This is a genomic window from Flavilitoribacter nigricans DSM 23189 = NBRC 102662, assembly GCF_002646595.1.
In the GTDB taxonomy this organism is placed as follows: Bacteria; Bacteroidota; Bacteroidia; order Chitinophagales; family Saprospiraceae; genus Flavilitoribacter; species Flavilitoribacter nigricans.
Map to the genome: position 1 here is coordinate 300,698 of NZ_PDUD01000020.1, position 13,102 is coordinate 313,799.

The window sequence follows — 13,102 nt, forward strand, 5'->3', positions numbered from 1 at the left end:
GGTATTTTTCAATGACGGTCATCTGTTACCTGGTTCACTAAGCCGGGTAAGCAACGCCTCTTACACTTTCATTTTACTTCTTTTCACCAGGAAGGACTGGAGAATGGGACGCACGCCCTGATTGATGTCCGCTTCGACGAAATCGATCTTATACTGCAGGCATTTGATCTGCAACTCCTGAATGAAGTTGGCCATTTGCTCCACGTAGTGTTCTTTCACCTCCTTGGGCTGCAGTTTGACCCTTTCGCCGGATTCCATATCGATGAATACGTAGGGGCGATTATCAAAATCGAAATCGATCTCTTTGGATTTATCCACGACGTGGAAGAGAATGACCTCGTGTTTGTTGTGTTTGAGGTGCTGCAGGGCCGAGAACAAAGGTTCGACGTCTTCGGCGTGTTCGAACATATCGCTAAAAATAACCACCATGGACCGTTTGTGGATGCTGTCCGCGATCTGGTGCAGCGCTTTGGCCGCCGAGGTCGTTTTGTTCCTTTCGGGATGGTCGATCAGGTGCTGGAGATAGGTCAGCAGCAGCCGGTAGTGAGAAGTACTACTTTTACAGCGGGTATGATTTTGCACTACTTCGTCAAAAATGCTAAGCCCGAAAGCATCCCGCTGTTTCATCAGCAGGTTCATCAGGGCCGCCGAAGCGAGGGAGGAAAATCGCAGCTTATTCATGTAAGCGTGCTTTTCCTTACCGGTCTGTTCCGGGAAATACATCGAAGAAGACGCGTCGATCACGATCTGGCACCGGAGGTTGGTCTCTTCCTCGAATCGTTTGACGAACAATTTATCCGAGCGGGCAAAAACTTTCCAGTCTATGTTCCGGGTAGGCTCGCCCTGGTTATACAGTCGGTGTTCGGCAAATTCTACCGAGAAGCCGTGAAACGGGCTCTTGTGCAATCCGATGATAAATCCTTCTACAACCTGCCGGGCGAGTAATTCCAGGTTGCCGATGTCTCTGATCTCAATATTGTCTAATAAGTTCATATATGGGATGTGTGATTACTGCCCGGGGCAGTTGGGTCATTCGGGCTGATCGCGCAGATACAGGTAAGACAAGGTGCAAAACCCGTGATTTACGACGCTTCGGCCTTTGACAAAAAAATAAGCCTCTGTTTCAGAGGAAACAGAGGCTCAAAGTATTAAAAATTTCTTATTTGATCAAAGTGCAGCTTCGATTTTATCCGCCAAAGCCTGTTTGCTGGTGGTACCCACCTGCTTATCGATCACTTCACCGTTTTTCAGGATCAAGATAGTGGGGATGCTACGAATGCCGTACTTCATGGAGATTTCCGGATTATCGTCAACGTTAACTTTTCCGATCAGCGCCTTGCCATCATATTCAGTCGACAATTCCTCAATAATTGGGCTGATCATGCGGCATGGACCGCACCATTCGGCCCAGAAATCCACTACGGCTACTCCTTCAGTATTTAAAGCAGTTGTTTTGAAGTTGTTATCAGTGAATTCGAATGCCATTTCTTGCAAATTTAGAGTTTAATAATAATAACCTTTTCTAGAACAGTATATGAACTGAATAAGTTGCAAATATAGTTATAATGCCCGATTCTACTGTCTGGGATAGGACAATATGACCACACTAAAAACAATTTTAGGGATTGTATTTCCTTTGCCTATTTTAGACGTACTTTGTGGATAATAGTAACATTATAGCTGCGTGGACATGATAAAGAGAAAACACCTGGTCTGGATCGCTCTCGGCTTGCTGGCCTTAATAATTCGTTGGTTTTCAAGTGCTCATTTTATCGAACAGTGGTACAGTCGCGGTCTTTTTCTGGGTATTCGCTGGTCGATCGACTATCTGTTGGCGAGCTGGATCCCCTTCTGTATGATCTATCTGTTCATCATCGGGCTGCTTTTCTGGGGGTATTGGAAGTGGAAAAAAACATCTTTTAAATCCTGGACCTGGAAAAACTGGCTGATCGGCGGAACGGTGCGTGTGCTCGCATTCCTGAGCGGCCTATTGTTCTTCTTTCTCTTCCTGTGGGGATTCAACTACGGCCGGTTACCCGTAGAGGATCAATTGAAACTGGAGTTGAGTCCGGTATCTATGGAAGAGCTGCGGGATCTGATGATCGATGAGGCGGAAATGTTGACTGCCCTGCGTACCGAGATCCCCGGTATCACCGATTCCGCAATCACCTACGAAAATCTGCCGGACCGGCTCGAACGCAATTTGCGGGAAGATCTGGAAGGCTGGCTGGCCGGGCACGGCTTTCCCACCGTTGGTCGGGCGCGGGTGAAGCGGATCTACCCCAAAGGGATCTTTATGCGTTTCAGTTCTTCGGGTCTATATTTCCCGTATACCGGAGAAGGTCAGGTGGATGCCGGCCTGCATCCGTTGCAGTGGCCGTACGTGATGATGCACGAGATGTCCCATGCCTACGGTTTTGGCGACGAAGGAAGTTGTAATTTTCTGGCTTATCTGGCCGGTATCCGTTCGGAAGATCCGCTGGTTGCTTACGCTGCCCATCTGGCGTTTTACCGGACGGTAGCCACCAATTATCTGCGTTTTGAACCGGAAAAATACCAGGAGTTCCGGGCAAAGCTGCCCATCGGCGTGCAATCCGACCTCAACGCGATCAATCAAAATCTGCAGGAGTACCCGGATATTTTGCCTCGCCTGCGTTACGCGGCATACGATACCTATCTGAAAGCCCAGGGCATACCGGAAGGAATGCAGAATTACAGCCGGGTGATCATGCTGGTGAAAGCCTGGAAAAAGCTGGAAAGAGGATAGCGGCCGCTGCTTATCCGCCGCTGGCTTTGGTTTGGCTGTATCCTTCGTTCTTAAGGAGATCAACCACTTTATCCCGCTGATTTCCCTGCACGATGATCTCTCCGTCTTTGGCCGAACCGCCGACGCCGCACTTCGTTTTGAGCAGTTTGCCGAGGTCTTTGAGGTCGTCTTCCGGACCGACAAAGCCGGTGATCAGCGTGACTTCCTTGCCTTTGCGCTGCTTGCGATCGATGCTGACCCGCAGTTTTTGCTGTTGGGGCGGCAGGAGTTCCGCTTCCGGTTCGGATTCGTATTGGTAATCAAAATCGGGATTCGTAGAATATACGGTACCGATTCTCTTGTTCTTTTTCTTAGACATATTCCTTAGTTTTAAAACCGACGGGCGTAACCGATCATGGGGATGGCGCTGAAAAAACCGTCTGCTACTCCTAACACACCAATTTCCAATCGGTTCTTATTTTTGAACCAACTTAGCATGAAATTGGGGATTATCCCCTCATTTCCCGGCGATACCCCCACATCGGCGTAGATCTTCCAGTTTTTCGCGAAAGCAGTACTGCCTCCAATAGTCACGATAAACGGAGAATCCTCCGGGAAAGCCCAGTCGCGGGCGGTGCCCGCCGTAATATTAATATATTGTTGCGTACTACCAAACGTCAGTATCCCGAATAAATGGGAAATGAAGGAATCCGTTTCATGAGTGAATCCGATCAGGTTATTCAGGCCCACTCCCATGTAGAACTTTTCACTTAACTGGTAGGAGAGTTTGGACCGGACGATAAACAGAAAAGGGATCACGATGCCGCCCCCGATCGACAAATGGTCCGAAAGTCCCGCATCCACGATATTGTACAGAATGCTGATATTGCGGTATTCTCCGCCACCCCGCGGGTAGGGAAAAGCCGTCATGGAATAGCTCAGGTTTTCCTGCCAGTAATAATCGCTTAGATCGTACAAGGCTCTGTACCGGGGGGAGTTGCGGATCTGATCCTGCAGCCAGCCCGCATTTTTTACCGGGCCCAGCCATTGGATCTCACTCCGGCCGAAGCGCAGCGGACCGAGATCCCGAACTTCAAAAAGGACACTGTCTTCTGCTTCGGAAAGTATACGCCCGAAAAACACATCACCGCGGAGCGTTTGCAGTACCTGCAGGTCTTCGGTAATCAGCGTATCTGCCGGCAGATCAGTATCCTGTCCGAATACCGTTGAAGAGGTGAGAAAAAAGATGAGGAGCAACGACAGTTTCCATTTCATACTAGGAGTTTTGTGATAAACGGTAGAAATAAATAACATTTACTTCAAAAGACAGGCAATACCGAAAATTAGTTGGGTTTCGGAACCGGCCAGGGCTTTTTTAATTCCGGAAAAATAGAGTAATTCGCCCCTAATAAGGATTTTTGACCGAGCTTTAACCAATTCATCATGAACCAGATTACCGATACCATCCTGATGGTCCGTCCCCGTCATTTCGGATATAACCCGGAGACGGCCAATAACAATAGCTTCCAGAGTAACGATACCACGCTTTCTACCGCTGAGATCAGCAAAAAGGCGCTTGGGGAGTTCGATAATTTTGTTGCGAAACTCCGGTCGGCCGGCATACGTATTGTCGTGGTGCAGGACAGCGAACAGCCGGTGAAAACGGATGCCGTCTTCCCCAATAACTGGTTCACTACCCACGAGCAGGGCGAACTGGTGACCTATCCCATGTTCTCACCCATCCGAAGAACGGAAAGACAGGCCTACGCCGTCGCTACCCTCGAATCCGGTTTTGAGATCAACAAATGGGTGCATCTGGAAGATAAGGAACTTGAGGGCCGTTTTTTGGAAGGCACCGGCAGCATGATCCTGGATCGGATGAACCGGATCGTTTACGCCTGCCGGAGCATCCGGACCGATGAAGGATTACTGGACGAATTTTGCCGCTGGATGGGGTACGAAGCCGTCATTTTTGACGCCTACGACCGGGAAGGTATTCCCATTTACCATACCAACGTCATGATGGCCCTGGGCACGACCTACGTGGTGATCTGCATGGATGCCATCCGCAACGAAGAACAACGGCTCATCCTCAACGAATGCTTTGAACGGACCGGTAAAGAAGTGATCGCCATCAGTCTGGAACAGATGAATTCATTCGCGGGCAATATGTTGCAGGTAAGCAATACGGACTGGACCCGATCCTATCTGGTGATGTCCCAGCAGGCTTACCTTTCGCTCCTGCCGGAACAGATCGACCGCATCAGCCGGCACAGTGAGATCCTTTCCAGTCCGCTGGACACGATCGAGACCTTCGGTGGGGGCAGTGCCCGTTGCATGATGGCCGAAGTATTTCTGCAGCCGAAGCCCGTGGAAGAAACGGAAGAATCCAATTCTCAAATGCAGGGGACTCAGGACCGCAGGTAAGAGGCACCGTTAATATCCAGGATAGCTCCCGTCATGAACTCGCTACCTTCGGAAGCCAGAAAGAGGATCCCCAGGGCAACTTCCTCCGGCTGGGCTACCCTCTGAAGGGGACTTTGCCGTCGGATACTATCCCCTTCTTCACCCTCCAGCCAGGCCTTGGCCATGTCGGTTTCCACAAATCCCGGAGCAACCGTTCCGATAAAGATATTATAGGGGGCCAGCGCCTGGGCCAGGGACTGTCCCATGGCGTTCATGGCTGCCTTGCTGGCACCGTAGGCCGGCTGGTCCGGTTCTCCGCGAAAGGCACCCCGGGAGGAGACGTTGATGATGCGGCCGCCCCCGGCTTCGATCATATGGCGGGCTGCACAGTAGGTCGCATTAGCTGCACCGGTGAGGTTAATTGCCAGCGTATCTTTCCAGACTTGTTGCCATTGGTCGTAGGAGACTTCGGTGATCGGATGCAGTTTGAAAATTCCCGCATTATTCACCAGGATGTCGAGACGGCCGAATTCGCGGACTACGGCATTGATCATCTGCTCCACTGCGCCGGAACTTCCCAGATCGGCCCGGATCGCAAAATGTCCTTCTCCGGGAAGGGATTCAATCGTTGCTTTAGCCGCTTCGTTATCCGAATGGAAATTGATAGCTACCCGTGCGCCTTTTTCGGCGAAAGCCCTGGCGGTAGCCCGGCCGATCCCACGGGAGCCGCCGGTTATTAAAACCGTTTTCTCTGTAAAATCCATGCCCGAATATAAGTAGTGCCGGTCGATTCTGGTGTATCCGGCACCGTATTTTATTAGCAGGCTTTACGGCAGCCGGAAAAAGCAGGTGGAAACAGAATGAATGATAAGAGTTTTAAGCAGCCGAAGGGCTTAACGCCTAGCCGGATATTTAGCCATAATTCTGCTGGATCATCAGCAATTAATGCCAGGGGAAGCGGTGGAAATAGCGGTCCGCCCGTGGCCAAAAATTCTGCAATAATTTTTCTCCTGGTTTAGGCCCTGACCACGAAAAAAAACGATCACTAATCTGGGGATTAGCGTAGTTTTGAAGTCTAAATCTCAATACCAGTATGAAAAAAACGCTTCTCTTTCTAGTCCTCTCGCTACTGCTGGGGGCATCTCCCGCTACCGTCGCTGCCCAAAGCGATTTTCGGGAAGGTTTCATCATCAATCTTTTACAGGATACAGTGCGTGGATGGGTCGATTACCGTTCCAATGCCCAGAATTACAAGGCCTGCCGTTTTAAACTGGGAGGCGATATTACCGAATATACCCCGGATCAGTTGTCCGGCTTCGGATACGAGAACGATAAGGTCTTTCGCTCCTCCGTTGCCGAAGATGCCTTTGTGGAAGTACTCGTAGACGGTGCGCTCAGCTTGTATAAGTCGGCGGATCATTACCTGTTGCAGCGGCCCGACGGAGAAATGTTCCGTTTTCGCCAGGAAGCACTGAAGGAAGACGGCAGCAGCTCCGTAAATAACCGTTGGATCGGAGTGTTTAATGTGCTGTTGCAGGACTGCGCAGACAACCTGATCAAGGAACGGGAAAAACTCCGGCTCAACGAACAGGTGATCACCCGGCTGACCGTTCAGTACCACCAATGCCGGAATGCCGATTACACGGTGTACAAGTCCGGAAAACCCTGGACCCGTCTCGAATGGGGAGTCGCACTGGGCGCCAAAAACTCCAGCTATACCTTCAACCCATTGGTACTGAATACGGCAGATTATCCCTATTTCGACGATGCTTTTAATTCGGTTGATCCCGGCGTGGGTATTGTTCTTGCTATATCCTCTCCGCGACTGTCCGAAAATTTTGCCTTTCAGCCGGAAGTCCATTTTACCCGATCGGAGTACCTGTCGGAGATCAGCAGGCAGGGCGTAGATACGGAAAACCGCTATACCACTCATATACAGTTAAATACGCTTTCCATTCCACTTTCGATCCGGTACAATTTGCCGGAGCGAAAAATTTCCGGTTTCGCTCAGGTCGGGGCCATTTTAGAATATCAGTTGCGGGCAGAGAGCCAAGTGCTGTTAGAGCGTTACGTCGGCGCAGAGGTGGTGAGTAGCCGGGAATCGAGTTTTCCGATCCGAAAGAACCAGGTTGGGGTCACGGCCGGACTGGGTATAACGAAACCCTTTAAAAGTTTTAGCGGATCGCTGGTGGTGCGTTACGCACAGCTCACCACGCCCAATCAGGTGACCGGGATCGTTCACAACAGTCGGCAACTGGGGCTTTATCTGATCCTGCTCAAACGGTAGAGGCAAAAATAAAGCGCGCAGCGGATGACCCGCTGCGCGCTTTGTTTTTGCGATTATACCAATTACTCCGTCACCGGATTAGGGTCACCGAACCCAATCGTTTGTAACCTCCCGCTTCGGTGGGTGTACCCATCCAGAAGGTCCCGTCCTCGAAAATGGCCGTGATCTTCCAGACATACACATCCTGGGGCAGGGGATTGCCGTTGTGGGTGCCGTCCCAGCCTTCGGCCGGTTGTCCGTTATCGAGCAGGGTACTCTGCCACAGCATTTCACCGTAAGGAGAGAAGATCTGCAGTTGGTATTCTTTCAGTCCCACACCTTTAGGCAGGAATATGGTTGCGTCGCCAATGCCCTGTTGCGGAGCAAAAGCATTGGGTACAAACAGTCGACCGATGAAGGAGGGTTCAACCGTCAGCAGGGTATCATCCTTACAGCCGAGACTGTTGGTCACTTCGAGCAATACCTGCCAGGCCTGCGTGAGCTCGTAGGAATGGGTCGGATGTTCCTCGGTGGAGGTGGTACCGTCCCCGAAATCCCAGAAGTAAGAGACCTCGTTTTTGGATTGGTTGACGAAATTGATCGTCCGGGTGGTTTGCCCGTTCTCCATAACGGGGACCCAGTCGAAATCGGCGAACGGACTGGCAAGCACATTGACCTGTCCGCCCATACTAAGGGTATCCGCACAAACGCCGTCAAAGGATGCGACCAGCCGCACGTTGAAGGTCCCCGGATTTTCGTAAATGTGGGTTGGCTGGCGTTCCGTAGAGGTGGTACCGTCCCCAAAATCCCACATAAACAGATTGCCCTGGGAGTAATTGGTGAAGATCACCGGCAGCGGATCGCAACCCTCGCCGGGATCGAGAATGAAATCTGCCAGTCCCTGATCGCGGATCTGGGCCGCTTTCTGGATCGTATCCGCACAACCGAACTGATTGGCGCTGATGAGGTTGATCGTCAGATCCACCCCGTCCGTAATGGTAAGGGTAGGGGATCTCAGCTCGGAACTCATGCCGTTACTTAGGTCCCATTGATAATCGTCCGCGCCGGTTGAGAGGTTGGCCAGATTAAGGCTGGCCGGTAGTCCGCAGATCTGATCCGGCACCGTAAAGTCGGCCTTGGGAGAAGGGAAAACCGTAATGCCCGAGATAATGGTATCCGCTTCGCATCCCTGCATATTGGATACCGTCAGTTGCACCGTGTAATTCCCGGCTTCAACGTATTCGTGCAGCGGCTCAGCATCGGCTGAAGTGTTTCCGTCTCCGAAATCCCACTTGTAAAAGTCGCCGACACTTCCCTGGGAGCTGAACCGGGCGGGATAAGGTGCACAACCTTCCAGATCGACACCCTGAATATCCGCACTTGGCGCTTCCACGATGATGATCTCCTTGCTCAGCGTATCGGCACAGCCGCTACCGGTCACACTGCCGCTAAGGCTGACGGTATAGGTGCCGGTGCTGGGGAAAGTGTAGGTAGGATTGCCCTGCGTACTGGTCACACCGGTGCCGAAATCCCATTTGAGGTTGGCCAGCGTACCGGAATTGTTGCTGAAAAAGATCTCCTGCTCGGTACACAGATTAGGGGAGTGCGCAAAGTCGATATCCGGGCTGGGTAAAACGGTGATCGTTGCGCTGGTACTATCCTCCCGGCAACCGTTGCCAACATTGAGCTTGACCGTATACGTACCGGCTTCCTGGTAGGTATGACTGATCTGTTCACCACCGGCGGACTGTCCATCCCCGAAATCCCAACTCACGTAGGGGGCCGGAGTGGAAAAACTTTCCAGTTCGAGCGTATAGGGCGCACAGCCCTGCTCGTTATCCAGGTTCAAAAAAGCCTGCACCTCGTCAGGGTAGACAACCAATGGTTTACTGAGGGTATCGGCCCCACAGGCATTAGATGCTACCAGGGTAATGTCATATGTAAGGGGAGTACTACCGGCCGTAAATACTTGAGATGCAGGCGTTTGATCCGTGGAAGTAAAACCATTCCCGAAATCCCAGAAATAGGAATCCGGACTACCTTGCGAAATATTGGCGAAGGCAACGTTTACCGGTGCGCAGCCGGTATCAACGCTAAATCCGAAATTGGCGAGGGGGAAAGGGTATACCAAGATCGTATCCCGGAATATATCCGAGCCACAGCCGTTGAAGGTTCGAAGGCTTATAATAAAAGACGTATCACGCCGGTTGGTCTGGTAGATAACGGGGTCGAGCGGCACTTCCCGGGTGGAGGTTTGTCCGTTGCCGAAATCCCATTCGTAACTGATGTCGGCACCCTGGCTCGTATTCTCGAATTCAATGGTCAGAGGACCGCAGCCTTCGTCCTCCGGGATCATAAAGGAAGCGTCCGGTGGTGGCGCCACTTCAATCGTGTCAATAAAGATGGCTTTACAACCCAGACTGTTTTCCGCTTCCAGGCTGACGGGATAACTGCCGTAATTGGCGTAACTGTGGGTAACGTTCGTATTGGAGCTACCCGAGCCGTCGCCAAACTCCCAGATATACTTGGTGGCACCCGTCGATTCGTTTACCGGACTGAATTCCGTATCGATACAAACTGCACCGGGAATTTCAAAAGCCGGAATGGGCTGGGGATTAACCTTGACGATTTTGCTGTCCACTCCGGGACAGGCCAGATTATCATCCTGCCGGGAGAAAGTGACTTCATAATCACCGGGTTCCAGGTCAGTAGGGTCAAAAAAGCCGTTCAGGCTATCCACGATACCTACTCCGCTCCAGATACCGTCCAGTCCTCCGGTGCCGCTGAGTTGGATCTGATCGCCGTTTTCACATACGGCCTCATCGGGGCCCAACTCAAAGTTTTCCGGATCGGCAATACTGACTTCCAGGGTATCCGTTACCACACACACGCCATTACCGACCTGGTAGGCGAATTTGTAGGTACCGTTGGAAGCCTGATTGGGATCAAATACGGCATCGTCCATCTCATTACCCTCGAAGAACCACAAACCGCCGGGGGGCGTGGCAATTGAATCGAGCAGCAGAACATCGGAAGATTCACAAATGGCCAGATCTTCTCCGGCATCTACTTTCACGGGATCGACAACGCTCACCTGGATCGGCACCTGTGAGGTACAACCACTGGGAGCTGTATAGTAGTAGGTCAAAGTATAAGTACCGGCACCTCCGGCGGCAAACGGACTGAAAAATTCATTTTCCTTGATACCGGTCCCAGTCCAGGTACCTCCCGAAATGGATACCGCCGGAAGTTCCTGATCTTTGGCGGAGTTACAATAGGAAGTATCGGAGGAGGTAACGGCCGGACCGTCCATGAGGTCCACCGAGATCTCGTCGCTGGCTTTACAGCCGTTGGCATCTTCGTATTCGTACCTCAGGCCGTAGCTGCCGGCGGGCGTTTGTTTTACGAGTAGTTTGTTGCCGTCCAGAACGGCTCCGTCCATACTCGTCCAGGTACCGCCTTCCGGGCTGGCCGTCAGGGTAATATTATTATTGGAGGTACACAGGCTCAGATCATCTCCCAGATCCACACTAGGCAAGGGGTTGACGGTGACCTCCATCTGCTCTTCCAGCGTACAGACGCCCGAACCAAAGGTATAGGTGAGCATATTGACGCCGTTCTGGGCAAATTTAGGATCGAATTTTCCATTTGAGTTTACTCCGGGCCCCGACCACGTACCGCCCGAAAGCCCCGCATCGAGCGTAAAGGGCTCATCGGATTTGCAGACTTCCCGGTCCGGGGGCAGCATCAGATCGTCTTTCGCCTGGATGGAGAAAGTATCCCGTACCGTGACCGAACCACAGGTATTGGACGTCCGCAGGCGCACGACGTATTCTCCGGGTTGGTTATACTGAATATTGCTTGGATTGGCCTCATTCGAAGAGGTCGTTGCGGCCCCTTCGAAGGTCCAGTCGTAGGAGTCTATATTATAGCCGTTGTCCCCGTAAGTGACGATGGAATTATTGAAATCAATCGTGGCCTGATCACAGAAATTGGGAATATCCAGCACGGCGGTCGGCCGTCCCTGCAGGGTGATCATGGTGTCCCATTCCACGGTGTTACAGGCGTTTGCGGCGGAGAGCTTGACGTGATAATCGCCCCCGCCGTAGAAAATGAAATTGGCATTTGGAGAATCGGACGTACTACCGTCGATAAAGTCCCAGTCCTGATCGGATTCTACCTGCCACGAATAGCTGAGGATCTGCCCGGTAGCCGTTGAGTTAAATTCGAATTTGTAGGGCGAGCACTGTTCCCCGTTGGGACCGGCACCGACTTCTATCAGTTTCGAATCCCCGTCGAGGTCGGGCTGTTCGGATATGGTGATATCCTGGGAGAATTTGTATTCCCCGCAGGCGAAACTCACAATGGTCATTTCAATCGTATAGGTCCCCGGATTGAGGAAGCGGATGTCGACATTGTTGGCATTGAACAGGTTGCCGCTTACGATCTCCCAATCGTCCCCGGAAGCACCGGATATGGTCCAGTTCGGGCTCAGGATCTGCAGACATTCCGAGGGGCTGCCGCTTCGCACCTCGTTGACGTTGGCCGAGGTATTTTTAAAACCGTAGACCGCCCCCGTACAACTGTAGGCCGGAGGCGTGATCTCAAACTGTGGTTCGGGCGGTGTACTGACCTCAATGGGTTCAATGGTGGCTGCCGAAGAATTACACGGGTTGGAGGCCACGATCTTCAGGTCGAAGGCATTTTCGTAATTACCGGTACTTGTATTGATGCCGCAGGAAGGAATGTCAAAAGTATAGGTAAAGGACGGCGGCAGATCTTCCTGGTCGTAACTGGCTACTTCCTGGCCGTTCACGTAAATGAAATATTCGGTTCCCGGCGGGTTGCCGGAGGTATTGGTGATCGGGAAGGTCAGGGTAGCCGGTGCACAGAGGCCTACCGTGTTTCCCGGGTTTGCCAGACCGACCGAGGGGTTACCCCCGTTATACAGGACGTAGTTTCGACTGTAAACGCAACCGTTGGTGTGTTCCACGCTAACGAAGATGGGGAAATAACCAAAACTGGTGTAGGTGTGCGATATGGTACTGGAAGCGGTGAAGGTACTGTTGTCAAAAGTTTCGGGAGGCGAGCCGTCACCCCAGGAGATCCGGTAGGAAACATTGTCGCTGATGGTGGTGGAGGCATTGTACAGTTCGAGGACGATGGTACCCATGGCTCCGCAGGCTTTCAGTTCGTTGCCTTCCAGGGTGACCGGGCCGTTGGGCACTCCGATCGTGGGATCGGGCGCTGCCTTTACGGGTACGCTGAGCGAATTACAGGCGCTACCATCCTTAAACAGGGTAATGGTATAAGTGCGATCAGTAAAAGTTTCCGGAAAAGAATAATCGAAAAATACGGAACCCCGCAGATCCACCTGGCCGTCGTTGTCGAGGTCCCAGCTGTAATCGGCGTTGTTTTCGGGATCACCCACACCGATGGAAACTTCCGATCCCGAACAGGGATTGTCATCGGAGATGGTGATTTCACATTGCCCATGTAGATCAGTTAAAGTCGCACTAAAAAAAATCATCGATAGTACGAGGAAGTGTAGCCTCCAGTTCATGCTTCGTACAAGTTACCGTGTTAAGGAATGACTATATTAAATAGTCTTGTGTCTGTTTTGCACCAAAAGCGGTCAAAGCAAGGGGGCACGGTATAGGGGGAAATTCACCATGCCCGATTCC

At 51.8% G+C, this 13,102-nt stretch carries 9 protein-coding genes; 3 read left to right on the top strand and 6 right to left on the bottom strand.

Features of this window, described 5'->3' with window-relative positions:
* Window positions 1-60 precede the first annotated feature (60 nt).
* Window positions 61-993 carry a DUF58 domain-containing protein gene (locus CRP01_RS15250; RefSeq protein WP_099150919.1) on the bottom strand — a complete coding sequence of 311 codons (933 nt, stop codon included), beginning with the start codon at window positions 991-993 and terminating at the stop codon, window positions 61-63.
* Between the two features lie 174 nt (window positions 994-1,167).
* Entirely contained in the window at window positions 1,168-1,485 is a 318-nt protein-coding gene (gene trxA, locus CRP01_RS15255) for a thioredoxin (RefSeq protein WP_099150920.1), read from the bottom strand.
* 205 nt (window positions 1,486-1,690) lie between these two features.
* Here trxA and CRP01_RS15260 point away from each other — a divergent pair, with 205 nt between their 5' ends.
* Window positions 1,691-2,767 (top strand): DUF3810 family protein, encoded by a 1,077-nt coding sequence (locus CRP01_RS15260; RefSeq protein WP_099150921.1) that lies wholly within the window; start codon window positions 1,691-1,693, stop codon window positions 2,765-2,767.
* Window positions 2,768-2,777: 10 nt separating this feature from the next.
* Here the strand turns inward: CRP01_RS15260 and CRP01_RS15265 are convergent, their stop codons facing one another.
* Window positions 2,778-3,125, bottom strand: coding sequence for a translation initiation factor (locus CRP01_RS15265; protein WP_099150922.1), 348 nt, complete (start codon window positions 3,123-3,125; stop codon window positions 2,778-2,780).
* A gap of 11 nt (window positions 3,126-3,136) precedes the next feature.
* Window positions 3,137-4,021, bottom strand: coding sequence for a hypothetical protein (locus CRP01_RS15270; RefSeq protein WP_099150923.1), 885 nt, complete (start codon window positions 4,019-4,021; stop codon window positions 3,137-3,139).
* A 168-nt stretch (window positions 4,022-4,189) separates the two neighbouring features.
* Here CRP01_RS15270 and ctlX point away from each other — a divergent pair, with 168 nt between their 5' ends.
* On the top strand, window positions 4,190-5,173 hold the full coding sequence (gene ctlX / locus CRP01_RS15275; protein WP_099150924.1) for a citrulline utilization hydrolase CtlX: 984 nt from the start codon (window positions 4,190-4,192) through the stop codon (window positions 5,171-5,173).
* On the opposite strand, the gene CRP01_RS15280 is transcribed toward ctlX, so the two are convergent.
* Window positions 5,158-5,916: an SDR family NAD(P)-dependent oxidoreductase gene (locus CRP01_RS15280; protein ID WP_099150925.1), complete on the bottom strand. Its 759-nt coding sequence runs from the start codon at window positions 5,914-5,916 to the stop codon at window positions 5,158-5,160. The two genes, ctlX and CRP01_RS15280, sit on opposite strands and share 16 nt — an antisense overlap.
* A 329-nt stretch (window positions 5,917-6,245) precedes the next feature.
* Between CRP01_RS15280 and CRP01_RS15285 the strand changes: the two genes are divergently transcribed.
* The gene (locus CRP01_RS15285) at window positions 6,246-7,439 is read left to right on the top strand and encodes an outer membrane beta-barrel protein (RefSeq protein WP_099150926.1); all 1,194 of its coding nucleotides are present in this window, start codon (window positions 6,246-6,248) and stop codon (window positions 7,437-7,439) included.
* A gap of 70 nt (window positions 7,440-7,509) precedes the next feature.
* Here the strand turns inward: CRP01_RS15285 and CRP01_RS15290 are convergent, their stop codons facing one another.
* The gene (locus CRP01_RS15290) at window positions 7,510-12,981 is read right to left on the bottom strand and encodes a PKD domain-containing protein (protein WP_099150927.1); all 5,472 of its coding nucleotides are present in this window, start codon (window positions 12,979-12,981) and stop codon (window positions 7,510-7,512) included.
* Between the last annotated feature and the right edge of the window lie 121 nt (window positions 12,982-13,102).